Here is a 25,599-nt window from a genome sequence, read left to right as displayed (position 1 = left end):
ATGACCTGTTCTTACGGGAGGTGCACCTGGAGGACTTCATCCTTCGCATACGTGCTGCTCCTTTTCCGTAAGATATAGGCCAATAGGTTGGGCACTACACTACGGAGGAGCTAAGTATAGGAGAGATCATAACGTTTCCAAATCGTCCTTTGGGAAATCATCCTTCGGGGACACATGGTATCCTGATCCTTTCTGGTGTTAGAATTTAAATCTGTATCTATTATACCACGGACGGCTTGTTGCTAAACAACTTGCCGAATCGTCGTATTCTGCAATAAGTCGCAATGGTTTGCAATAAACTGTCATTATTCCGCTCTATTCATGTATAGGTTCACTATCCTACCGCTTTTCCTTCCGTATGCACCGTTTCTCGTCGATCGTAATGGAAAAGCGGATGAGCCGCGAAAATACGCCGTTTTCCGCGATAATGTTGTGTTAAAACAGGGCTAACATGACGTTTACAATCTAGCCCTGTTTTTAATCTATCCTCATAAAATGATGCAAATAAAGTGATCCAATATGGAGACATATAACGAAGATCATAATGAAACCATTTAATTACAACTTGCAGTTACGACTTGGCGCGGTCAAGATTATCCAGCAAGCTTTTAACGATATAAAATGAATTGCCTGCGGATTCAAGCTGCTGACTGATCTCGGATGCTGGCATTGGACGATTCACATAGTAGCCTTGAATTTCATCGCAGCCGGTTTCTTTCAAAAATTGCAGCTGCGCCTCAGTCTCCACACCCTCAGCGAGCACATGAATATGCAGCGCTTTACCAAGTGCAACAATCGCTCCTGCCATACGACAATCTTCATCCATATCATCAATACAACAAACAAAGCTACGATCAATTTTCAAAATCGATGGACGTAGCTGCTTCACATAAGCAAGCGATGCATAACCACTGCCGAAGTCGTCAATCGCTAGCTGCACCCCACATTCACGCAGCTTATCCAGCTGGACAATGACACGTTCTACATTATGAATTGCAAGTGACTCTGTAATTTCTATTACAAGTTGCGTAGGCTCAATTCCAGTTTCAGCAATAATTTCTAGGAAGCGGTCAGCTAGCTGATCATCATGAAATTGATAAGGCGATACGTTCACACTCATACGAAAATCACCATAGCCCTGCTCTTTCCAGATGCGTTGCTGCTCGCATGCTGAGCGTAATACCCATTCCCCAATCGGAATGATCAGACCCGTTTCTTCGGCAATCGGAATAAAATCAAGAGGTGAAATAAATCCAAGCTCAGGATGCTTCCAGCGCAGTAGCGCCTCCATCCCCTCAATCTGTCCATTATCCAATCTCACCTGATACTGGTAATATAGCTCCAGCTCCTGGCGACATAATGCACCGCGCAGAGAGCTTTCCAGACCTAAGCGGTTTTCATAATGCGCACCGATCGCATTGGTAAAATAGACGGCTTCCTGCCTTGCGTTCTTCTTGGCTTCATACATCGCTGCATCTGCATTTTTCACTAGCTCATCGAGCGTTAATCCATCCTGCGGATAGATCGCTACCCCGATGCTTACTGAGATATAGAGTGGATGTCCATTCATATCAAGCGGCTCCTGTAAGCAGTGCCTGATCTTATCGACGACACGCTCCACATGCGTATGATCCTGCATCGGATCAAGCAATAAAATGAATTCATCTCCACCCAGACGCGCAAGCATGAGTTCATCCGATAAATGACTGCGGAAGCGCTCCGCTGCCATTTGTAATACGCGATCTCCAGCCGCATGTCCCAGGCTGTCATTAATGTACTTGAAGCGATCAAAATCGAAGAATAGCACAGCCAGCTCATGCTTATCCTCTGCTGCTTCTATTCGTCGTTGCAATTGCTCATAAAATTGACGACGGTTAGGCAGTCCAGTAAGCTCATCATGCCGTGCAGCATGGTCGCTTAACCGTAGCAGCTGCCGCAGACGAAGTAGCAGGGTATCATTTTCAGAGAGAGATAATAACTGACGGATCGAAAGCAATAAGATGCCGAGCATACAGCTGAGTAGCAGCATATCGAAGGATGAAAATTGCCGTGGAATGACGAAAAATAATAGTACAGTTACGCTAACATAGGGCAGAACACGCTTGACCCATCCTCTGGCATGAGAAGCATAGGCTACAGGCAATACTTCCTGGGAAGGCGGCTGCTTTAAAAATTCAAGCCCTGCTAGTGCAGACAATAATAAAGAAGCGCTCCATAATGGATCAATCAGGCTGCCCATACGATACATATTGTGCTCTAGCATATAAAAGTAGCTCATATCTGCTGCTGCAAAAACGAGTAATGACCACATAAGCAACCAGCCAACTCGATTATGCTGTCGATCTACTCGCACGAACAATAGGAGTACGAGCATAAAGATTAGCACCAGCTCGACTAGCGGATAACTCAAATTCACAAGCAAATAGGCCCAGTTGCCACCATTTTCATTGATGCTTCGCCACATGATCGGCTCCACGATAAGCGCCCAGCTGATCGCCACCACGGTTAGCATGAAAATGGACGTATCCAGCAAAAATTGAATTTTACCTAGCCCTCGCAGGCTACGTTGTCCGAGTAGTAATAAAGCTACGAAAATAAAAAGATTATGGAGCATCCAGAAAAAGTCAGAGAAGCTGAATATCGAGGATACAAGCGATGGATTCATGTGAAGGATGGAAGAAGCTACAATGGAAAAGCCATAGCACAGATGACTGGCCGTTAGCAGACCCCAAAATATTCGACTTTCTCCCCGGCAACGATAGGTGACTATAGACAGAATGGCTGTTGTGAGTAATGGCGCAATCATATTTAGAATTGGTGTCAGCCATGTAAGTACATTGTCATTCTGTCGAAAGATGATTAGTAGTAGGTAATTCATAAGTATCCCTATTGCTGCTGTATAAGCAAATTGGCGATAACGATGCATAACGTTCCCCCTTACATCAAACAATCAAAGGATGAGCAACCTAATTGCTCTATTTCCATTGATAATTATATCGGTATTAATATGGAATTTTTTAACTTTAAATTTATAAATTAGGTATTCCTATTTTTAGTCGGATATCGTTTTAATAATTACGATGCAGAATTTATAATAAAAACAGTACTTTCATGGGGATGATGAAGGTACTGTTTTTGAATTATATATTTTTGTTTTCTGAAATAAGAGCTGCTATGTTTGGATCAAATATGGCATTGGGGATTTCTGCTCCTGTCCAATCCACATCTTTTAAGATGGCATTCGTAAAATCTGCGCCTTCGAAGTTCCCATTTTTTAGAATAGCACCCGTTAAATCAACATTAATAAAACTCGCCTTTTGGGCAAATACTCCAGACAAATTAGCAAAACGGAACGTAGAAAAGTTAAATGAACTGCCGATCAGTTCAGCATTTGAAAGGTTGGCCTGGTCAAAGCAAGTATGAAAGCCCATACTTATATTGATTTTACTACTCAACATATTAGCAGCATGCAGGTTGGTGTCATTAAATTGACAGTCCGCTAGATCAGAATAAGAGAAATCCGCGTTCTTCAAGTTAGCTTCTGAAAAATCACAATCAAGTAAAGAGCAATTAATAAACAAAGCTGCTTCTAAATTAGTTTTCACAGCGGATAGGCCGTCTGCTCTCAATTCAGAAAAGTCCACTCTACTTAAATCAATGTGATCGATATTCAGACTTTGAATGCTTTTATCGAATGCTATGTATTCAATAATATACGTGATCCATTCTCGTTTACTCCATGTTTTCATGTCGAATTCTCCACCGTTTGAATATTTTTATTGAAGCCTTTTTTGTTCAATTTTTTTATATATTGAAATAGACTTAGGAAGCTTATAGGGAAATTAAGCAACGCAAAAACAACTATATGCGTTGAGTAAAATAAATTCAAATGGTAGCATCCTGATATCCAACCTCTGCTACTCCTTCATTTAACAGCCGGACACCTACCCCATTTTCTGGATCCCATGTGCAGGTAAATAATAGTCCAATATTGCGTTCTTTATGAATATCACCATATGGAACAGCTATGGCCTCTAAAGTAACCATGCTTCTTATTTGTTCGATCCCTTCAATTGCCGGATAGTCAGCATTAATAGCTATATCGTATCCTAATTCCTGTTTTTTTTGCTGGTAATACTGTAGCAGCGACTGCAATACATGGCTTTGTAATTGGTGCCAATTCTCTAAATATGTTTGATATGCGATATATTGATCCTGATCAAATCTACCCTCTTCGTCTCCATCGACTATTAATGTAATTATGTTTCTTTTTTCAAAGAAATCTAGCTCTACTTCGCGAGTCCAACCATATCCATAGGTTAGCTCGCCAAATATAGGATCATTGGTTTTCATCTACAGGTCTCCTTTTTGTTTTAATTGACGAATTTTTTTATTGTAAAACCAGAGCATTATTCTTCCTACATTCTCAGCTATCGCAGCTTAGGTTTACTTTAATAGGCATGAATTGCATTGCTTTTCTATTCAAATAAGGTGCCTTCACCATTTGGCTGTAGACACCTTATCCACTTAAATTAAACGCTCACGACGCAGATCAAAGAGTGCATCGATGCCTCTACTCATCAACTGCTCTACCGTCTTCTCTTGTCCATTGACGAAGTAATATTTGATTTCTTCTGCGTACAGCGGCAATAACGTCTGGAAATAAATCGGCCATTCCTCTGGATCAGCTACGCCTTCATCTCGGTACGTCATTTTAAATGCTTCCGCACTGCCCGGATATGGTGGAACCACCATCACACCGCAGTAATCCGTGTTCGTGTCGTAAGGAATCAATGTGGTATGCGCAGGCAGTCCATTTAACGAGAACATTTCCCGATAGCTATCGGATAGATTGTCTTCGTTTTGGTGAGGATACACGAGCCATTGCCCAATCCAGTATCCACGTTGCATAATCTCGCTGCCGAAATGGCGTAGCATGCGGACAACCCAGGCATACGGTGATTGTTCCCATTGTTCTGCTGTCAGTTGGGCATCTGGAGGAAGATGTACAACCAACTCGGCATAACCCGTATTATGTCCAGCAGGGATCATTCCGCGCCAGAAGCTATTGCCATAGGTGACGAGTGTTTGAAAAGGTAGATGGCTCCCTGGTGCAGCCAGATAGATTTCTGCATCGCCTGCATTATTGCTGGCGCCGGAGATACAGCCTGTGATGCGACCGTAGTGTTGTTCGATATGTGCTTCTATGTCTTTACGGGATGTAGCACGAATGCGTGGGTTATGTTCGACAATCGGCTCGGTACTATCTGTCCAGGCGAGTCTAAAATAGATGCCTTTTATTTCTGCTTGTTCGATAGCTTGTTTTAACTCATCGGATACATATGTGGTTACCGAAACAATAGGGAAATCACCTAGATTATGCTTAGTATTTACCGTTTTGAATACCGATTGATTCTGAACTTTATCAGGTAAAAAAACTTCGTCGTCGAAGCTACCATAATCATTAGGGACGGATTTTTCATAATCGATACACTCTACTACATTCGTAACATTGATGAGATAATAATCTTGATTCTGATAATGTAATTCTAAAAATTCTGCTTCATTAGCAACCAGCGGTTGGATTATGTCTTTTACGAAACGATTCACAATTAAGGCAAGGGAGCCGCCTTGAAAAATTAGTACATCTCCGGAATCACCTTCCTGGTAGGTAATCAACTCAATTGGTTGCCAATCTGCTAATAAGGAATTACCCCGACCAGCTTTTTTGATACTTTCTAAGTCAGAAGAATTTTTAGTATTTACTTTTTGGTAATCATCACTTACATGTATTGTCCATATTTTCAATTGAATCACTCCTCTTAATCGCTATATAAAAAGTCTATTTTCCCTGTTAATAATCGTTTTGTTAAACATTGAGTGAACTGAACATGAAATTATTTTCGGAAATTAGTAAATATTTAAACGTTAATGTTGTTGTTATAATGATTGAAATCAATATGCTCCATTTATGTATACTTTGTATTGAAAACAGCAACTTAATTACGCCGATATTAAGTTGCTGTTTTAAAAATCAAGCTACCGTGAGTTATTGTAAGTCATAACTTATAATCAATTATTTACAACTATAAAAAATAATCTTGTATATTAAAAATCCACCTTTATTTTGTTTTCTATTATTGTTCTAAAATTCGAATAATTCCGCATCATATTTTTACCATAGGAACTGGCAGCTTCATTTCCTAAATTTAAACTATTATAATTATCTCTAAATTCCTTTTGGATTTTTTCTTCTAGGCTTCTGTAGTATTTATTACTAGCTTTTTCTGCTAATTCCCGTGAACCATAGCATAAAATGAATGCGATATCGACTATATAACCTTTAGGTGGATAAAACCCACTTGTAGTAACTTCGTCTACAAAATTATCTAAATCATTAGTACACTTTTCTATAATAGGCATGCATACCCGATCTAGCCAATCTGTAAATTCAATAACTGCTTGATGTGAATCTTCTTTATTCGCTATATTCCAATGTAATTTGCCATTAGGCATATTACATTGACGAGAATTAATGTTAAATATTTTATTTTTAGTTTTTAATGAAATTATTGCAAACTCGCCATAAAAGACCACATTTTTATCAGAAATATTATTTAAGCTAGTATAAAAGAATACTTTGTACATGAAGTTCTTATCTTTTTTTGTCATCCAATGACTTGTCTTGGAATACCTCCAATCGTAATTTCTATATGGGACTGATATGGAACTGCATACATGATCTAACATTTCATTTGGTTTCATATTCCCACCTCAAAGTTAGTTAATCTAGGATTTATTAAACTCCGTGTCATTTATAAAGAGACTATACATCTATATGTAAAGAAGATTGTTATTTTTGCTAAAATGACTATACACATATTATTCATATCGATAGGAGCTATTCACGATGAAACCTAGCTTTGAACATGTCTGGAATTTAACTGAGCAGGAAGCTATTCAGTTACAAACTCATCTAGCTAAAAAAGTCATTTCGTCCGATGAATTTCTTACTATCGACTATGTCGCAGGGGTCGATGTCGCTTACAGCAAATACAATAATACCTTGATTGCAGGTATCGTTATTTTGGATATGCGTTCATTGGATGTCACCGAATCCGTTGTTGTAGAAGATGATGCTTCATTTCCGTATATACCTGGACTGTTCTCTTTTCGCGAATTGCCTCCAGTCGCCAAAGCATTTTCGCAAATCAAAACGGTTCCCCAACTCGTCGTTTGTGATGGGCAAGGCGTAGCCCATCCTCGTCGTTTTGGGCTTGCCTGCCATCTTGGAGTTCTATATGATATTCCTACGATTGGCTGTGGGAAAACGAGACTATGTGGCGAATATATAGAGCCTTCACCAGAGCGTGGTAGTTCCAGTCCGCTCATAGATCAAACTGAAATCATCGGAAATGTGTTGCGCACCCAGACGAACGTGAAACCTATCTTTGTCTCCGTTGGGCATAAAATATCACTCCCAACTGCCAATCAAATCGTATTGCAACTAGCGACGAAATATCGACTGCCTGAAACGACAAGACAGGCTGATCAGCTAGTGAATGCGAGATTGAAAAGATGAGGGGTGAACTCATTTTATGGTTTACTATCTTTTTTGAGTATATAGAGTAGTTCAAACGAACCTCGTTTCTTCAGCACTTCTTGATAGTACAGCTTCGTCTTTATAAAATGGGTTTCTGTAATATATTTTCGCAAAGCTTTATTAGTCACATATGCGCAATTAATTTTGCCTAGACCAGTTATCGTACTTTTCAATCATTTCTTTTTCAAATGAGCTTAGCTCTACCTTTTCCTTTATGATGATCCCAGATTTATCCCACTCTTTATAACTCGTTTTGAAGCCATGTCTGTATTGTGCAATGATTTTGACTCGTTTATTTTCATGCCATGAAATGTACATCCCATAAACAGTACCTTTGATCATTTGGCGATATAAGACTGGTAATCCATTATCAAAAAACTCTACATATTCTCCTTCTTCGATTCCATTAATATAATGAGCATAATATGCTATATTTCCATCTCTATTTTTTTCATATACCAATCCTGATATTGGCTCTCCACCTTCTTCTACAGGTCGATTATATAGTTCCTGTCCTGACAGACCAGAGTAACATACATTATCTGTAAACTCTGTTCCTTGAGTCATGACCTCATCTTTAGTTAGAATGTTAGGTTGAGCCATCATATAATCATCCTTTCATTTGACTCGCAACGCTTCAAACCATTCTTCTGCAACATCGTCTGCATCTTTTACAGGATCATTTGAATAGATTAGATCATACTGGTAGTCCGCTTTGAATTGATTGGTGGATACATTATTAATTAATTTAATTTCTGTCATTACAGTAGGGTGTATTTCCTGGCATAATTTTACGATTTGCTCTGTATTCTTATTTAAGGCTTTTAGAACTTCTTTTTGCCGATTAATCGAAGTATCGTACAGCGATTGTCCATTTTGAAGTGCTTGATTTAATTGATGTTTGAACTTCACGTCAATTATAGTAGGCAATAATTTTTCCTTCATCAGGATAATTTCCTTGCCAGCCACAGGGTAACCCACCTGATTTATATATATGTAATATGATCTCATAAAAATTACTTATCTTACCAGTAACAATACGATTGATCGCACAGTTTTTCAAATCGACAACAATAACCTCAAAAAAATCGCTGTATTGTTCTGGAATACTTTTCCTGAGATGATCAGCTATATATTCTGTCAAATCTTCTAAACCTTCTAGCTTAGAAGGAGTCGTTATTTCATAAAGTTTTCTTCTGAGCTCGGAAGTTTCCAATTGTCTAATATCTGACCATGTGTATTCATCTTCGCCGTACACTTCATCAAAAGCATAGTGTAGTATACGTTCAGCATTGCTTATCGTTATAATATCTAATGGCTTTTCCTTAGGAATGGGGTTATTTAAAGTTCTAGCAATTTCTATAATTTCTTTGATGATTACTTGATTTTCTCTAGAACTCATACGATCCAAGCCACCTATCTTTGCTTATTTGTAAATGCTGAAGGATGTCAAATTATAATATCCTGATATCCTACTTCTGTTACTCTTTCATTTAGCAGACCGATACCCACCCCATTTTCTATATCCTATGTGCAGGTAAATAATAGTCCAATATCGCGTTCTGCATAAATATTACCATATGGAACAACTATAGCCTCTAAAGTAACCATGCTTCTTATTTGTTCGATCCCTTCAATTGCCGGATAGTCAGCATTGATAGCTGTATCGTATCCTAATTCCTGTCTTTTTTGCTGGTAATACTGTAGCAGCGACTGCAATACATGGCTTTGTAATTGGTGCCAATTCTCTAAACATGTTTGATATGCGACATATTGATCCTCAGCAAATCTACCATCTTCGTCTCCATCGACTATTAATGTAATTATGTTTCTTTTTTCAAGGAAATCTAGCTCTATTTCGCGAGTCCAACCATATTCATAGGTTAGCTCGCCAAATATAGGATCATTGATTTTCATCTATAGGTCTCCTTTTTGTTTTAATTGGCAAAGTTTTTTATTGTAGAACCAGAGACATTATTCTTCCTACATTCTCAGCTATCGCAACGTAGGTTGACTTTGATGGACATGAATTGCATCGCTTTTCTATTCTATTCAAATAAGGTGCCTACACCATTTGGTTGTAGACACCTTAGCCACTTAAATTAAACGCTGACGACGGAGATCAAAGAGTGTATCGACGCCTCTGCTCATTAGCTTCTCTACTGTTTTTTCTTGTCCATTGGAGAAATAATATTGGATTTCTTCGGCATACAGCGGCAATAATGTCTGAAAATAAATCGGCCATTCCTCTGGATCGGCTACGCCTTCATCTCGATACGTCATTTTGAATGCTTCCGTACTGCCCGGATATGGGGGAACGACCATCACGCCACAGTAATCGGTGTTCGTATCGTAAGGAAGCAATGTCGTATGCGCAGGCAGTCCATTCAACGAGAACATTTCCCGATAACTATCCGATAGATCGTCTTCGTTTTGGTGAGGATACACGAGCCATTGCCCGATCCAGTATCCGCGTTGCATAATCTCGCTGCCGAAATGGCGTAGCATGCGCACGACCCATGCATATGGTGAGTGTTCCCAGTTATGCTCGGTCAACTGGGCATCTGGTGGGAGATGCACGACCAGTTCGGCATACCCCGTATCATGTCCAGCAGGGATCATGCCACGCCAGAAGCTGTTATCGTAGGTGACGAGTGTTTGAAAAGGGAGCTGTCTTCCTGGTGCAGCTAGATAAATTTCTGCATCGCCTGCATCATTGCTGGCACCGGAAATACAGCCGATGATGCGACCGTAGTGTTGTTCGATATGTGCTTCTACATCTTTACGGGACGTAGCACGAATGCGTGGGTTATGTTCCACGATCGGCTCGGTACTGTCTGTCCAGGCGATCGTAAAGTCGAATCCTTGTAATCCGGCTTGTTCGATGGCTTGTTTTAATTCATCCGACACATACGTGGTTACTGAGACGATAGGAAAATCACCTAGATTATGCTTAGTATTGACTGTTTTAAATATCGGTTGATTATGAACTTTATCGGGTATAAAGACTTTCTCCTTAAAGCCACCATGATTATTAGGAACAGATTGTTCATAATCGATACATTCCAATACATTCGTGACATTGATCAGATAATAATCTTGATTCTGATAGCGCAGTTCTAGAAATTCAGCATCATTAGCGATGAGAGGTTGTATTTTCTCTTTTACAACACGATTAACAATAAGATCAAGAGATTCACCTTTAAAGGTTAGTACATCCCCGTGATGACCTTCCTTGTAAGTGACGAGCTCAATCGGATGCCAATCTTTACATAGAGCTTCTCCCCTGCCTGTTCGCTCCATATTTTCCAAATCTAAAGGATTCTTAATATTGACTTGCTTATAATCCATGTTTACACGCATCGTCCATATTTTCAATTCGATCACTCTTTTCGTAAATGATTATCCATGACCATAAGATAATACTTGCTTTTGATAATACGAGAGTATGCTTCTTTGCTGTACCTTTTATATGTAGATTCGTTCTGTTAATAATCCAGAGTTTTAGCTTTCTTATTTAAAAATAGAAGATGAGTAGATACTGATAATCACCCATCTTCTATTTTGAATAAGCTATATATTCGCGCTTCATTTGCGATACTTATGAAAAGCCTTATTACTAAAGATGTTTTTCGATCATAGGAAGAATGCCTTCATCAAAAATCGCACCTTCAATTTGTGCATCTTTCCATGTGGTATTTTGAAGATTAGCATTGGTGAAATTCGCTCCTCTTAAATCTGCATTTGAGAAATCACAGTCTCGACAATCTGCTTCAGTAAAGTTTGTTTTCTGCGCGTTCACATTATTTAACTTTGCTTTAATAAAGCTGGATCCTTGAAAATTACTTTCTGTTAAGGTGGCCGAATCCATATTAACTTCATCAAAATTCACTTCTACTGCCGTAACATTAATCAAAATCGAAGATCTGAGGTTTGAACGAAGCAATGTACTTCCAGATAAATCAGCAGATGAAAGATCAGCTTCTGTGAAGTTTGCTTCTATAGCAGTACTTATTTTAAATCCCATCTTATTCATATTCGCTTTCATGAAAATACATTCACTATATACACAATCAGCTAAATCTACATTCTCAAAATTTGCACTTATAAAATCACAAGAAAGAAAGCTACAATCCCGCAATGAAATCCCTGTAAATATTGAACCTTTAAAATTAATATTTTCTGCAAACAAACGATCTGCTGTAATGTAAGAGAGATCGCAAAGAGAAAGATCCGCTACTTGAATGCTAATATTATCAATAAGTTCATCATTTATTTTTGCTTGATCAATAATGGTATTGAATTCTTTTCTGTTATTAATTACTTTTGTCATGTTTCTCCCACCATTTCAGCCTTAAATAGTCAATGACGAAGCTTTTGTTCCCATTGTTTGCCTGGTGAAAAACTCACGCCCATTTGATCATCATCAAAGTGATGTTCTGCAATACACCCAGAAGGTTGTAAATAAGTCATCATCTTCACCCATGCGTTAAGCAATTGTTCGCTATTCGTATGGAATGGAGATTCGACTATGTCCAAATGTACTCCTCCCCAATCCAGCAACTCCGCTTTACCTGGACTATTCAAAATAAAATCTTGACCAAACATTTCCAAACACAAACCGGATATATACGTTCTAGCTCCAACACCAAGTGGACCATTTTTGAAATATTCTACTGGAGTCGGTAATGCACAAGTATCCATCCATATATGTGTTCGCTCATCATCATTCGTCCATGGATAAGAGACAGGCCAAAATAGATGGGTTATACCAAAAGAAGGCTTTAGAATAGCAGCAAGCTGATCGGAAAGGTTTAAGAAGCTCTCATAATTTTTGGTAGATAAAGATTTACATTCCAATCTAAAAAATGCTCTTGGATTAGCGTTTATATCGATATTTAACTCATACTTATTTACTTTATCACGCCCAAGATAAAGCTCAGATAGCTTCTTTTCTTGAACAGCCTGAATAATATCTTCTTTACTGTAGTTTAGTTTAACACGTTCATCATTTCCCCAGTAGGTTGGAGTATACTTTTCAATTTCTTCAAAAATACTTAGAAATTTTTTCAATGTGTCTAGTTCTTCTAAAGTATTTGTTGGGAACATGCTTATTGAGAAAAAATCAGGCTTCATTATATACCTCCATTCGTTACGGGTTTCCATCTTCCCCCACCAGGTAAACGAGGATTAGCTACCCAAACATGTGTAATCTCTCCAGTTGTAGTGTCTGTAAAAAAGATTTCACTTTTTGATGCTAATGGTCCACTTGGACGGGGTTCAGGAGGAATAGCAGCTAAATTGACTTTATCACTGGATATGGTAACAATATGTCTACCATTTTGTTTATCCTCAATCATTTCTCTTTCTGCCCTCATTTGGCTATCATTGTGAACAGTTTGATCATTGCCTCCAGTTTTATGCTTATGATCATGTACAATATCAATTTCACCTTTATCATTATAACCAATACTATCTGGACGAGTCACATGACCTTCAGTAGAGGTATGCGTTCTCACCGTACCTGCATTGTTATCTTCAAGTTTTCGATTTAAATGATTCTCTAAAGACTTACGTCCTTTTTCTTCCTCAACTCTACCTCGTTTTCTATTATTATCTAAGCGCTGCTGATCTGTATTCCATTCTTCTCTTTCTTTTGCTTTTTTGCCTAGATTATTTTGTTTTTCTTTATAACGTTCGTATCGCGCATCATTTGCTGCTTGTTTATTGCCACTTGCTTCTGCTTCATCAATTTTACTTCTATAGTATTTTTCTTGATACGATGTCAAACCACTTTTATTTAATTGCTGTGTAGCTTCCGCTTCTTTCATCGCCTTATTATAATTCCGCTGTACTTCCGTCTCCGGTATGCTTCTGCTCTCCATCCTGTTGGCATTGGCACTACCCATATCCATATGCATGCCACCGTTTGGAGTTGCTAATTGTGGACTGCCTAGGCTACCGCTTATCTTTTGGCCTAGCTTGCTGCCGGATTCGCCGATCTGGTTGACGGCTTTGCTGAAGCCTTCGCCTGCGGCTTTGACACCATTTTGGATGGCTTTGGGTGTCACTTTCTGGACGCCTTCGCCAACCATGCCACCAATTGCTTTACCGGCTTTGGAATTCACCACGCCGACTGTAACAGCGCCAAGACCTGCGCTCAAGCCGACAGATTTCCAATCGAGCTCGGATAGGCTTTTTCCTTGCAACATCTGACTGGCAACGTCGGATATGGCATTCTCCGCTGCACCTAGTGCCATCTTACTCGCAATCGCCCCACCCGCTCCTAGCGGTCCAAAGATCGCTCCCGTCACGGCTCCGATGAACGACTCCCGCAATGCGGTCGTCGCGTATTCCCCGAAGTCGCTCACTTCCCCTCGGGCGATATCGGATGCGGCTTGGACGCCGACGGCGATTCCGCCTGCGGCTACTGCGCCAACGGCGACAGCGCCGACGATGAGCGGGCCGGCACCTAGCGTGGCAACGGTGAAGGCTGCCAGGGCGGCTACGCCGACAACGATAGCGAGTCCGCCCAGTACGTTGCGGCCGAGCTTGCCCCAATCGAATGGCTTAGGTGGATCGGGCGGTGGTGGCGGCGTGCCTTCCTTGGGTGCATCATCATAGGCAGCGTATGCCGTACGATCTCTACCATCTGCCCATACATTTTGACCGAGCACGTGGTATTCGCCCTCCACAGCGATACCGGACGATGCTCCTGTTTTGTACGCCATGATCATCTCGGCGGCGTTCAGGATGACCTTCTTTTTACTTTTGAGTACGATATCTTCCTTACCGGTAATGGTTAGCTTTTTTGGACTACGGATGACCACACCGACGCCGTCTTGCAGGCTAATCGACAGCGTGCCCTCTGGATTGCCGTAAAAGTGAACATGATCTGGTGCGATCTTCAATTCGCTACCATGCTCACTACCATAGTAACGCGTATTCGGGTCTCTCGTTTTTGGCGCAGTTGCGCCGTTCGTGCGTACGGAGCCTAGCACTTGAGCATGTAAGCCACTACCATCTGGATGGTACAGACTTGCTTTTGTACCGACCTGTGGCATGCTGTACATGGGACTTCCAGTCGGTGGAGCAAATGGATACCAGTGTGGATCGGCTTTGCCATCGTCCTGATCCACATCCAGCTTGAGCTTCACCTCTTCGCCGCGTACCTCCAGTACGGTTCCTTCAAGGGATACGCCAACAGCTTTTGCATTCAAAATGACAGGATGCCGCACACCTGATTCGCGAGCGAGCACATAATTGAATAACAGCTCTCCCTTTTCCATATGAGCGTGTAGCTCTTTGACGACTAGCTGCTTATCTCGGAAACGGACTCGATCGCCAATCGCTAATGGCTCATTATATTGCAATTCATACCGAAAAAAGTCCGTATCATGCAGCTCTGCTCCAGTCGCCACAGCTCGCTGATATGCTGCTAGATCCTTATGCGCAGTATATGGTGTAGTGTCCGGTACCATAACTTCCTTACCCTCAGGCAGACCAAAATGCAGATACGGCTTTACGGATTTTAGCATATCACAAACGATAACCGACTGTAATGTGCTGGCTAGCCGTTTACTCAGCTCCCAATCCGTTTCCTCATATTGCAAGGTCGCATCGCCAATCTCTTTATCCGCTCCCGTATGAAATTCAACCTCACTGCCAGGATAATCCTCGATCACCTTGGTGAGCAATTGCTCATAGGTCTGTGTCGGCTCGGGAAAAGTACGCTTGCGCTTTTTCACATCCCAGAGTGAGGATGCGCTAATGCCTTCAATGCTAATTTTATGTACGCTATTTTGACGATAGGCTTCCACTTTATTCACAACACCACGAAATAAAGGAGTCTCGATACCGAGTCCCATCCAGATCGGGGTATTGTAAAACACTTCAATCTCGTCCTGAACGGAGGCCGTCAGTGGCATCTCCATCTGCAATTGCTCATCCATCCAACCGGTAAGCACTAGCTTGGCATGCTCGCCGGGCTGCCAGTCGATTTGCAGCTCATGAATATGCAGGAGTGGATACGGGCATTTGACCCTGATTTGATCGTAACCAATCACCTTGTCGACCTCCGATTCCGATGTAGCTGTAATGTGTGTTGCTGCTTTGTTGATATTGATTTTCTGGCTGATGCCGTCTTGATCGGATTACTCCTGCCCGCTTGATTCAAACGTAATGCTTCCTTTATACATGCACATATGACAGGACGATGTGGTCAAAGCAGGCTTGTTCTCTACACGCGTCTTCTTCATCGTATTCATCCACGGCTGCATGAGCATCGGCTTACATGGCTTGCCCTCTACCTGCCCGCCGTTCTCCCCTACTAAATACACCTTGGCTGAGCTGGGATTGGCTGAACTGCTGCATACGCCAAAGCTAGGTACATTAACGGACTTGTAATCGTCCTCGTTCATCATCGGCTTTGTTTTGACAAAAGCACCATGACTGGCGGGTAGATTGATTTTACGCTTATGGGAACCGCAGCTGCACCGCATAGATGCGCCGCGTACGACATAGTATTCATCCGACATCTACTGTTCCTCCTTTGTGTGTAGCATCGGGTTGATCGGCTGATGAAGAGCCTGGATCGATTCATGTGCTTATCTCTACAGGCAGGCAATGATCTAATACAAAGGCTTGGGATCTAATCCATATTTGCATATGGATCGTTGAGCGCTTGCCTATCGACTATTGAATAAAAAGATGACAAACGCCACCATGGAAAAGTTGAATTGAAATTAGATGATTTGACGAGTTTATTCTACAAATGGCTGTACAGCTCGATATATCGTTCGAGGTGCTGCAACTTCGAGCTTTTGTAGTGTAATGCCAGTCATGTCGCGTCGAAGTATGCTTTCAGCAACATCGAGACGAATAACGAGCTGCGGTTTGGCGCTTTCGCCGATTTTGAAAATTTTACGTCGTGGCAAGCGGCTACGATCCAGTACAATATGCTGGAGCAGGGTGCGATCGGCATTCCATTCGCTATCCTCGTGCAGAATGTTGACCGCAGCAGGAAATGCTAGATGATACGTCATCTGTAGCGACAGCTCTGGATTCATCAGTACGACTGGATGGAAGCTCATATGCGGCTCGTACATGCTCCACAGCTTCATCATACGAGCGGAGACTAATGGCAGAGCTTCATCTAAATAATCAAGATATTCACTATCCTCATGGCTTTGCATATACAAACCAAGTGGCTGCTGCAAATCGCCAGGCTGTATAAACTCAGGCTTGAGAGCAGGTAACTGGCGGCTAAGCGGCTCGAGCTGAGGAATATCCGTATAGCGCCAATCCTGTGTAAGCAGAAAATAGTCCATCGTAGCTTCTCACCTTTCTCACGTCTATAACCTACGAGCTGACGCAGAAGTATTGTTGATCCCTTTGATCTGAGCAGCGCTCAAAATAATGTCTATCAGCCATCCAGCTATGCTTTGCTTACCACAAAGCTCAATCGAGCTGGCTTACTTCCGATTGCTCTACGCCCTCCTGATGCAGCAACTCGCACTCGTCATGAAACTCTCCAGCGTAGATGGAGCAGTCAGGCGTTTTGTTCAATGCAAGCCATGTCGGATGCTCCAGCCAATAAGGCAGCAGTGCCTGCACGATATGCATGGTAAGCGTATGATATTTGATTGCTTCTAGCTGCATGATTTTCTCAATATCCATTACCGTGATGCGGCGACCGTATGCTTTGCGTTGCTCCTTGAGCTGCTGCATCCGTTGGAAAAGCGGATCGAATATCAATCCAGCATCCCAATAAGCGGTGCTATCGGTGTCATCCAAAAACCAGCGTTGATCATGACAGTCGATTCGGTACTGCGCCCGATTGTCTAGCAGCGATGTGCGTAGCAGAGAAATATAAATATGACGCACAGGCCCTTTTTCACCAGTCGCCTGTAAACGACTTGCTTCATTACAGGACTGCTCCAATGCGGACATCAGTGTATCGATTAACCGCTGCTCGTGCTGGGTACAATTATTTTCAATGAGCGGCACATCATCCAGCCAGCCACTTAATACATGCTGCTCTAGAAACTCCTGCATCGCTTCATCTCGGGTCGGCAATCTCATTCGATATTCACCTTGCCTCCGGTCAGGCGCACATCATCCTTGATATTGACAGTGGCTCCGCCCTGCACAAAGTCGACGCCTTCCTTGCCCTCGATCATAATTTTCGTTTTACCCGTGATCTCGATATCTTCATCCGCGGTCATAATGATCTTCTTGTTGCTGTTAATCTCTACGCCGCCGTCATCGGTCATACGCATCAGCAATTCGCCGTTCGCAATAATCTCCACGGCACCTGGACGGAACACAATCTGTTTGCCGTATTTGGTACTGATACTTTTGACTGCGGGATCGCTACGCTTAACTGGATCGGACGATTTGAGATCGACGGAGCTGGCTACAAAAGCATGCTGCTCCCGTTCATTCGGAAAATAGAGTCGTATCTGATCGTTCACCTCTGGCATCGCATACCAGCCGCTGCCATCCGGTGAGGAATACACAGTCGAATATGGAAACCACATCGCGCCGCTGTCTTCAGAGCCCTGATCGATATCCAGCTTGATCTTAACCTGATCCTTCATAATATCGATCACTTTGCCAAACAACGACGAACCGGATAGATCGTATGGCCAGATGATTCGGTTGCGGAAGCTTGGGCGATCCCTTAAAATATAGCGTCCCATCAGCACCTCATCGTCAATACCAATCTCAGCAGATGCAATATACAGTACTTTATTTAGAAACTGAACGGGTGTGCCGAGCTCTAATAATTCGTAGCTGCTCACCTCGTAGCTAATGCTCGATTCTTCCAGATCGTCGGGAATATCGTTATTCGCTTTGAGCTTATGCTCCATCAGGTCTTTTTTGACCGTGTAATTGTATTCGTTCAGGGTAATGGGCGTATCGCCTTCCGGTACACCAATCATCAGCTTCAGTCCCGGCTGCGTGGACATCGGAATCAGAGGTGCATGTAGCCGTGAGGCAAGGCGCTTGAGAAATTCCCAGTCCGTTTCTTTATTCTGTACGAATAGCTCGCCCAGATACTGACCATTGGATGCCTCATCCAGCACCTTGGCTTCGGCATAGCCGGAGGCGATATGGTTGAATAGATCGCGATATGTATCTTCGGTTTTTTGAAAAGAACGCTGTTTTTTCTCGATATCCATTTTGGAGGTCAGACTCTGTGCTTCGATGTGTAGCTCACGTACTCCATGCACAGCCTTGATCGATATATTGGTGACGGTTCCTTGAAATAAGCGCTCTCGCTCGCTATATACATCCTCCAGCAGATTCGTAATAAATACCTCAATCTGCTCATTCTCGTCAGCATGCTCCACATACTGATCCATTAATTCCTCCGGTACGATACCGCTAAGCGTAAAGGTCACATGCTCATTCAGATTTTTCACGATCTTGAGATCAAGAATACGCTCAAACTGATACGGCTGCACATCCAGATCACCAATACTGAAAATATCTGGGAACAGCATCGGCAGTTCGCCATTAGATAGGTCAGGCCATTTCGATCTAGATGAAGAAGTTGGCATAAAGCTCATTGCGATGCTCCCCCTTCCGGTGTGGTCGTATAGATGGTTTGCAGCATTTGCAGGATAAGTGGTCGCCATTCCGCATAACTTTTGTATGGACAGCTAAAGCCGCCGATGATCGTTTCGCCATCCAGCTCTAGATAAAACATCAGTCGATACGCAGGCTGATCAAGTGCCGGGCTTTTAAAGTCAAAGTAGCCGATGCGTTTACCATTCACCTGCTCGATCTTTTGCTCATAAAATACATTCGTCGGCTGTATATTACGGATCATCTGCTTCATGCCATCCACCAGCTCAGGAATCCAGTCATCCTGTAGCGGCTGATCTACATGCTGGAATGTAAGATCCACCTCGCAACGTCCATTGGTCAGGATAACGGCTGGACGATCCTCATACGGGTATTTAGCTTTTTGCATCGATTTGGACATAAGCTGAAACGACTCCGGCACATACATATGCAGTCGGTTATTAAAAAAGGAACGCAGAGCAAACGTGTACTCCCTTCCCTCCGCTTCAACCGGTCCGTTCAGAATATTATGATTCCGCTGTTGCTCTTCCCATTCATTTAACACAGCAGCGATCTTCTCATCTTCAAATGGCATCGGTGATTCCTCCTTGTCTTGTCAGCCAGGCTGCATTGTGATCAATCGACAATCATACGTCCACCTGGGCTGCGATTCCCCCAGCGTGACGAGCTTCTTTTACCGCGCGCAGCGTCCTGCAAAATAACGGTCAACTGGCGGTGCAGCTTCATATTGCTACCACTAACCAGTTCGGTCTGATTGCGAGCAGCGATATAGTGCTCCAGCACAGTACGTTCCACACGCTGTGTATTTAACGCCATAAAAGCAAAGGCATAATCCGCAGCCTCCTGTGTACCCGTCTGCAATAGCTCGCGTGCAAAGCGATGTATCACTTCCGGTCGTAGCGTGCACTGCCCAATGCCTGCATAACAGGCAGATACGGGATTCCACGTATTAAATTCGGTCACCATATCGGCAAAGTCGATATAATCTGAACGCAGCACAGCGCCCTGCTTTAATTTAAATCGTCCCAATTCCAATTCATTTGCTGAGGGCTGCTGCTCATCCAGAATAAGCATACCTGCCAATCGTTCAAAATCACGATCCGATCCATTATCTTCAAAGCGAATACGCAAAATCTGCTCGTTTTCAGTCGCTTCATAAAACAATCGTTGCGACTGCTCCAGCATATACAGGTGACCACGGAACTTAACCAGACCTGGAGCGACAATCAGCTCTGCCGGATCAACGGTCACATGGGCACCGCTCAGAATGCCATCACTGTATTCGTCATATTCGATATTCGCCAGTACACGCGGGTAGTCACGCACCTGCTCTAGCATCTCGGTTTTGAGCACACGTCCCTTTTCAAAGCGAGGTTGAATATACGTAAACACTGCACCACCTCCTTTCGTTACGGTTCTAATCATCTAACAGATGGGTTGGAATAGATAAGATTCAGAATGCCTTCTCGGAATGATATTTGCCTCAAAAAAACAGTTTGCTTACACGTCCTGGCTCTATCAAGTTCCCTTTACTTCGTACCATCGAAGAAATCCAGCTCGGACAGATCATTTTCAAAAGCGAAAAATTGACGATCCGCTACGTACAATTGCTCGTTATCGCGCATAACGGGTACGATGTTGAAGCCCCAGCGCTGTTCACCGGCAAACACGAAAAACTTCGTTTCTCCATTGCTGATACTATCCGTCTCATCCTGAATAATATACGCTCCATACATCTCTTCAATCTCTTCATATACAACCGGACGGAAGCTATCTGCCCATCCTTTGTACACATAGCGGTGGCGCAGGCTGCCATCATCTGCCCAGACGAGAAACTCAATCTCGGTCGTATGCTGGGGTCTGGATACATTACCAAAGGTCTGACCGCGCTCCAGACTGCGAATGAGCGTCATCTCCTGACGGGTATGTGTATAGGCGGTGACTGAATACGGGATTGCTGGTGTTTCGTTAGTCAGAACAGGCTTGATCATACCGATCTTTTTGGCGTTCAAATAACGAATTGCACCACGCAGACAGGCAAGCTTCAGATCGGGCACCTGACTGTTTTCCTTTGTTTTCTGGCGGAATTCGATGCTACGACCTGGTACGAACTCCTTCAATGCTTCACGGAACACGTCAATTCGACAGGATTGTCCGGTTAATTTAATAATGGAGAAGTCCTGCAAGCGTCCATCCTGATAAAATTCGTCCAGAAACTTGCGTACAATCTCATAAATATCCGCTTTGATTAGTTGATTGATCTCACGGATATTGAACACCACATCCGGCGGACGGTATTCATTACGTAATCGTCCATCTGGCTCCGCTACAGATAGGAACCAGCGATCCACCCGTGTAATCTTGATATCGCTATCCATCGTCATCTCACTATCATCATGGAATCGACTACGCAAAATTCCTGTTTTACGGAAAAACTCCTGCTTCATCTGATCTGCCATCGCCCATAGGAAATAGAAATTGCCACGCACACGCTGGTATTCGTCCCGGCTGCGCTGCTCATAATCACGGTACTTGGTCGGGATAATCTTTTCCGCTTCCAGATAGCGTGCTTCCATCCCCTCATACACTGCGCGAATACCGTACTCATCCACATAACGGAACAGCTCTGCACCCGGAATATCGATCAGTGCATCCATATCGATCCGGCGCTGTTGACCGCTGTACCATTCGGCAAATACGATCTTCATCCATTGCATAATGCGATATGTAATATTGTTACCGCCGAAGTTGGTATCACCATTTTCATAGCTGGTGTGAATATCCAGACCGTATGAAATGCGGCCCTCATGAATACTGAAGCGACAGGAGCTAAGATCGGTTGTACCGCCGCCGCAGTCGATCACGAGTGCTTGATATTCCTCGCCGTCTACATACGTTCCTTTATCAATCTGATCGGCAATCGTGTTGTATAGCACCGACATGCCTTCATCCAGCGCGTCCTCGGTTTCGATCTTGTACTCGGGCAGCATACGCGTGAACATATCCAGGAACTGGGTTTTCAGCTTGACCGGACTGGAAATGTGCAGATGAGTAAATCGGCATTTGAACTGCTGCTCTGCCGTTTCTACCACATACGACATGTATCCCTTCAAAATATCACCACGGCTCAAATACGCCGTATTGCCCGCCGCATCCATCAGCTCTTCGGTACGCTCGTAATCGTTCACCCAGCGCTTCATACCACGAAATACCGTCGCCCGGCTGTTATGTCCATTGCGCTGAATATAAGCAAGTGCATCATAGCCGTACACCATGCGTACATTGTCGGCATCTGCACAATCCGCTGCCGCAGCAAGTGTAGGCAGTAGCTCCAGCCATTGCTCCTGCTTATCGGTCACATTTGGGAATACGACATAGTTAATTTCATCACGTTTGCGATACGGAGTATTTTGTCCAAATAAACGATCCTGATTGCGGAGCCCATGATCTTCTGGCTGTAATGCCTGTCCATAGCCGCTCCCCAGATAAGCGCCTGCTGTCGTGTTCGATGTACCAAAGTCGATTGCCAGCACGGTATCCGTTGGCTCAGGTATACGGATTTCCAGCTCGGCCACAGGTACACGATAATAATGTAGATTAGCCGGAATAAGCGGACGATCGCTGTAATACGCATGGTACAGATAATCCGAATCCTGTCTACGAGTAAAATACAGGCTATAATTCTGGTTCGCTGTCATCCGATATTCCCAGTGACTCGGTGCGGTGAGCAAGTATTTGCCCGGCTCATCTTCCTGCCCTTTTACATTTAAAATACCGCATAGCTCCCCATTATCGTTCACAAGCAGCACATTCTCACCCAGACCCGGCCCAGCTTCAATCACATAGTTGTCGAGCAAGCCCAGTCGAATGCCCTGATACAGCACAATCCGTGCGGGTACGCGAATGCTGCCATGATCGGGCTTTTGCGCATTTAGATAACGTCCTAACACCGATACGATGCGTTCAAAGCCGCCTTTGCGATAATGCTCAATACGTAGCGTATGCTGCATACCACGGAATTTAAGAATAGTACGAATTAATTCTTCACGATCCAGCGTACCGGCAATCCCTTCAACCAGACGCTCCTTATAACAAATATTACGCAGCTCAAAGGTGGTCATTTCCTCCAGCTCGTCTCGGGTGAAACGGGCTTGCCCCTTGCTGCTCTGACGCTCCAATGGATGATTGTGCAGCCGATATGAATACATTTTGCTCATTGTGCGATCATCCTTTCGTTGTCTGTATGCCTCTACTCCTTGCAGTGGCATCGTGATGTGATATTAATACAGAGCAATACTATCGATCTTCATCGTCTCATCTGTACCTACGAGCCCAAAGTGATGAGCCCAGTACATGCGTACTTCAAACGGAATCGGTACAAACAGCAACAGCAGTATATTCACCTTGGCACGATTGCTCTCATGATCCGGTTGACCGAGATAGACCAGCATCTCCTGTCGCTCATCTCGATTGACATAGATAAGCGAGCGTGGAAACCAGCGCCGCAGTAGCTGTCGCAGCAGCGCAATCGGTTCACCTGTTTCATATAGCCGCAGCAATTGCTCACCTAGCTGTTCCTGTTCATCCCGATTCAGCATGCCTATATACTGTGCGGCTTCATGTCCGAATACGCCCTGTTCCAGATCACGTAGCACAAAGCGAATTTCATACTCTCGCCTTGTCATGCCTTCATATCGATCGATCTGTGCTAGAAAATGGATGATCATATCAAACAGCACGGTACGCATCTCTTCATCTTCTTGCAGATCAGGATGAAACCAGTTTTTGAACAGCGACTCAAACCGATAATACGGATTCAGCTCGACCTGCTGTCCAACCTCGGTCGCATTCAATTCATTGAGACTGAGCTCCATATAAGGCGAATAGCTCTGCGCTGGAACAAACGTAATCGACGACGCTGGAATCCCCTGCTCCTCCGCATGGATGAGCAAATCCCAAATATAATTCATGCCCACACCCCTTTGCATCGATATTCAGGCAAGCGTCGTTGCAGCTCAGCGCTAAGATATTGCAGCTGATCCTCCTGTAAAAAGGACGGCAATGCTCTAGCTGACTGCTGTTGAAAGGATAGAGTCAGCAGTGGACGGTGAGCATCTGGGCGGATATTGTCGCCAAGAAACTCGTTCAGATCCAATGCACTATATTCTGGCTGAGGCGGTACGGCTGTATGCCTATGCCCACTATCGCCTATCTGTACATCGATCAGCTCCACACCATGAACGTCCGCTAACATATGAACAAGTCGTTCCATTTCTCCACGTGTGCGTATTGGTAAGGACTGACGCTCACCATGATGATGGGCAAATCGATCGGCATACGCGTTATTCAGTAGCGGATAAGGACGATACACCTCATGTCCTTGATCGGGACGGTGAATTTGCAGGATTTGCCAGAAGCCAGATCGTTCCTCGGTCGACACGATCGTTATATCCTGTATACCACGCTTAATATAGCGAACATCCTCGGCAGACGCATCCACGACATAACCATGCTCTGTGCCGTATCGTTGCACATGAATTAAATGCTCATAATGAATGCGATCCAGCGCAGGAGTCGGAAAGCCTGTACTCTTGATGCGTAGCTGCTGTACATTCCATACCGGAATCCAGCCAGGTCGCTGATATGCCTGAAATTCTTCCATATCTACGGTGATCGATAAAATCTGCTCCTCAGGCGTTGGCTGCACTTCCCAGCGTTGCAACAGCACATCAACGAATTTGTACAGATAGGGATGATAGACCGTTTTCCAGCTCAATCCACTTAACTGGAAGCTCGCATACAGATGCTCCAAACAAGCCGTATACTCCCAGGAGGGACGCAGCATCGTATGCACCTCATATTGCCCGATATCGGTTGTCACTACAGCACGAAATGTACGTCCGCTATGTGCCAGCTGCTGTACCTGTGCCGTATCCATTTCGAGAAATAATCGGCAAAGTCGCTGAGCAGATGTTCCGGTCGTCTCTCCTTCTACCATACCAACTGCTAGCAGCTCTCGGATATTCAAATGCTGCTGTTCTACATCCTCTGGCAACACCGGATATAGAAAGGTACGCGCGCTATCCCAGTCCTCCTGGCGGCAAATGGTGCCATAAATGTCGTACCGATCGCTGACGGTACGGCTCTCATCCAGAACGCGCTGCTCCAAGCGGCTCAGCATTTGCTCCTGATAGTCAACCATATCAATCAAAAAGTCATTGACCAGCTGGCGCATCAATCGGCGATCATCCAGTTGGGTCAAGCGTTGAATGCGGTCATGCATGATGGATTGCAGCTGGCGTTTCATTTGGGGGCTCCTTTGGGAATGACATGGTTTGGCGCTCATATGCAGGGAGCCGCTCCGGGAAGAGATAGGGGAACGGACTCGGGTGGAGGTGCGA

General features: G+C 43.6%; 22 protein-coding genes and 1 pseudogene. 1 reads left to right on the top strand and 22 read right to left on the bottom strand.

Going from position 1 to position 25,599, the window contains the following annotated elements:
* Positions 1 to 571: 571 nt before the first annotated feature.
* The 5 genes from IEX62_RS09200 to IEX62_RS09180 form a co-directional block, all read right to left on the bottom strand.
* The gene (locus IEX62_RS09200) at positions 572 to 2,926 is read right to left on the bottom strand and encodes a putative bifunctional diguanylate cyclase/phosphodiesterase (RefSeq protein ID WP_188775170.1); all 2,355 of its coding nucleotides are present in this window, start codon (positions 2,924 to 2,926) and stop codon (positions 572 to 574) included.
* A 214-nt stretch (positions 2,927 to 3,140) separates the two neighbouring features.
* Positions 3,141 to 3,749 (bottom strand): pentapeptide repeat-containing protein, encoded by a 609-nt coding sequence (locus IEX62_RS09195; RefSeq protein ID WP_188775169.1) that lies wholly within the window; start codon positions 3,747 to 3,749, stop codon positions 3,141 to 3,143.
* Between the two features lie 136 nt (positions 3,750 to 3,885).
* Entirely contained in the window at positions 3,886 to 4,353 is a 468-nt protein-coding gene (locus IEX62_RS09190) for a DUF6985 domain-containing protein (protein WP_188775168.1), read from the bottom strand.
* Between the two features lie 174 nt (positions 4,354 to 4,527).
* Entirely contained in the window at positions 4,528 to 5,808 is a 1,281-nt protein-coding gene (locus tag IEX62_RS09185) for a suppressor of fused domain protein (RefSeq protein WP_188775167.1), read from the bottom strand.
* A gap of 300 nt (positions 5,809 to 6,108) precedes the next feature.
* Positions 6,109 to 6,765, bottom strand: a complete 657-nt coding sequence (locus IEX62_RS09180) for a hypothetical protein (RefSeq protein ID WP_188775166.1) — start codon at positions 6,763 to 6,765, stop codon at positions 6,109 to 6,111.
* A 145-nt stretch (positions 6,766 to 6,910) separates the two neighbouring features.
* Between IEX62_RS09180 and nfi the strand changes: the two genes are divergently transcribed.
* A complete protein-coding gene (nfi, locus tag IEX62_RS09175) occupies positions 6,911 to 7,582 on the top strand; it encodes a deoxyribonuclease V (RefSeq protein ID WP_188775165.1) in 672 nt (223 codons plus the stop codon).
* Between the two features lie 159 nt (positions 7,583 to 7,741).
* Here the strand turns inward: nfi and IEX62_RS09170 are convergent, their stop codons facing one another.
* The 17 genes and pseudogenes from IEX62_RS09170 to IEX62_RS09090 form a co-directional block, all read right to left on the bottom strand.
* Positions 7,742 to 8,209: a toxin-antitoxin system YwqK family antitoxin gene (locus IEX62_RS09170; RefSeq protein ID WP_188775164.1), complete on the bottom strand. Its 468-nt coding sequence runs from the start codon at positions 8,207 to 8,209 to the stop codon at positions 7,742 to 7,744.
* A 12-nt stretch (positions 8,210 to 8,221) separates the two neighbouring features.
* A complete protein-coding gene (locus IEX62_RS09165) occupies positions 8,222 to 8,548 on the bottom strand; it encodes a hypothetical protein (RefSeq protein ID WP_188775163.1) in 327 nt (108 codons plus the stop codon).
* Positions 8,517 to 9,005, bottom strand: coding sequence for a hypothetical protein (locus tag IEX62_RS09160; RefSeq protein WP_188775162.1), 489 nt, complete (start codon positions 9,003 to 9,005; stop codon positions 8,517 to 8,519). Before IEX62_RS09160 ends, IEX62_RS09165 begins: the two co-directional genes overlap by 32 nt.
* Before the next feature lie 47 nt (positions 9,006 to 9,052).
* Positions 9,053 to 9,520: pseudogene (locus IEX62_RS09155) on the bottom strand (DUF6985 domain-containing protein).
* 180 nt (positions 9,521 to 9,700) lie between these two features.
* On the bottom strand, positions 9,701 to 10,981 hold the full coding sequence (locus IEX62_RS09150) for a suppressor of fused domain protein (RefSeq protein WP_188775161.1): 1,281 nt from the start codon (positions 10,979 to 10,981) through the stop codon (positions 9,701 to 9,703).
* 241 nt (positions 10,982 to 11,222) lie between these two features.
* Entirely contained in the window at positions 11,223 to 11,936 is a 714-nt protein-coding gene (locus IEX62_RS09145; RefSeq protein WP_188775160.1) for a pentapeptide repeat-containing protein, read from the bottom strand.
* Between the two features lie 29 nt (positions 11,937 to 11,965).
* Positions 11,966 to 12,739, bottom strand: a complete 774-nt coding sequence (locus tag IEX62_RS09140) for a hypothetical protein (RefSeq protein ID WP_188775159.1) — start codon at positions 12,737 to 12,739, stop codon at positions 11,966 to 11,968.
* Positions 12,739 to 15,669 carry a hypothetical protein gene (locus IEX62_RS23735; RefSeq protein WP_229685702.1) on the bottom strand — a complete coding sequence of 977 codons (2,931 nt, stop codon included), beginning with the start codon at positions 15,667 to 15,669 and terminating at the stop codon, positions 12,739 to 12,741. The genes IEX62_RS09140 and IEX62_RS23735 overlap by 1 nt, the downstream gene beginning before the upstream one ends.
* Before the next feature lie 87 nt (positions 15,670 to 15,756).
* Positions 15,757 to 16,140, bottom strand: a complete 384-nt coding sequence (locus IEX62_RS09130) for a DUF4280 domain-containing protein (RefSeq protein ID WP_188775158.1) — start codon at positions 16,138 to 16,140, stop codon at positions 15,757 to 15,759.
* A gap of 225 nt (positions 16,141 to 16,365) precedes the next feature.
* Positions 16,366 to 16,932 carry a hypothetical protein gene (locus tag IEX62_RS09125; RefSeq protein ID WP_188775157.1) on the bottom strand — a complete coding sequence of 189 codons (567 nt, stop codon included), beginning with the start codon at positions 16,930 to 16,932 and terminating at the stop codon, positions 16,366 to 16,368.
* 130 nt (positions 16,933 to 17,062) lie between these two features.
* On the bottom strand, positions 17,063 to 17,686 hold the full coding sequence (locus tag IEX62_RS09120) for a hypothetical protein (protein WP_188775156.1): 624 nt from the start codon (positions 17,684 to 17,686) through the stop codon (positions 17,063 to 17,065).
* Complete coding sequence (locus tag IEX62_RS09115; RefSeq protein ID WP_308422637.1) at positions 17,683 to 19,179, bottom strand: phage baseplate assembly protein V; 1,497 nt, start codon at positions 19,177 to 19,179, stop codon at positions 17,683 to 17,685. The genes IEX62_RS09120 and IEX62_RS09115 overlap by 4 nt, the downstream gene beginning before the upstream one ends.
* Positions 19,176 to 19,772: a hypothetical protein gene (locus tag IEX62_RS09110; protein ID WP_188775155.1), complete on the bottom strand. Its 597-nt coding sequence runs from the start codon at positions 19,770 to 19,772 to the stop codon at positions 19,176 to 19,178. Before IEX62_RS09110 ends, IEX62_RS09115 begins: the two co-directional genes overlap by 4 nt.
* Positions 19,773 to 19,813: 41 nt before the next feature.
* Entirely contained in the window at positions 19,814 to 20,590 is a 777-nt protein-coding gene (locus IEX62_RS09105) for a DNA and RNA helicase (protein WP_188775154.1), read from the bottom strand.
* A gap of 137 nt (positions 20,591 to 20,727) precedes the next feature.
* Positions 20,728 to 23,415 carry a molecular chaperone gene (locus IEX62_RS09100; RefSeq protein ID WP_188775153.1) on the bottom strand — a complete coding sequence of 896 codons (2,688 nt, stop codon included), beginning with the start codon at positions 23,413 to 23,415 and terminating at the stop codon, positions 20,728 to 20,730.
* 63 nt (positions 23,416 to 23,478) lie between these two features.
* On the bottom strand, positions 23,479 to 24,168 hold the full coding sequence (locus IEX62_RS09095; protein WP_188775152.1) for an iron-dependent peroxidase: 690 nt from the start codon (positions 24,166 to 24,168) through the stop codon (positions 23,479 to 23,481).
* On the bottom strand, positions 24,165 to 25,505 hold the full coding sequence (locus IEX62_RS09090; RefSeq protein WP_188775151.1) for a hypothetical protein: 1,341 nt from the start codon (positions 25,503 to 25,505) through the stop codon (positions 24,165 to 24,167). The genes IEX62_RS09095 and IEX62_RS09090 overlap by 4 nt, the downstream gene beginning before the upstream one ends.
* Positions 25,506 to 25,599: the final 94 nt, after the last annotated feature.

This window comes from Paenibacillus hunanensis (assembly GCF_014645615.1).
In the GTDB taxonomy this organism is placed as follows: Bacteria; Bacillota; Bacilli; order Paenibacillales; family Paenibacillaceae; genus Saccharibacillus; species Saccharibacillus hunanensis.
This window is presented reverse-complemented; position numbering and strand designations above follow the sequence as displayed.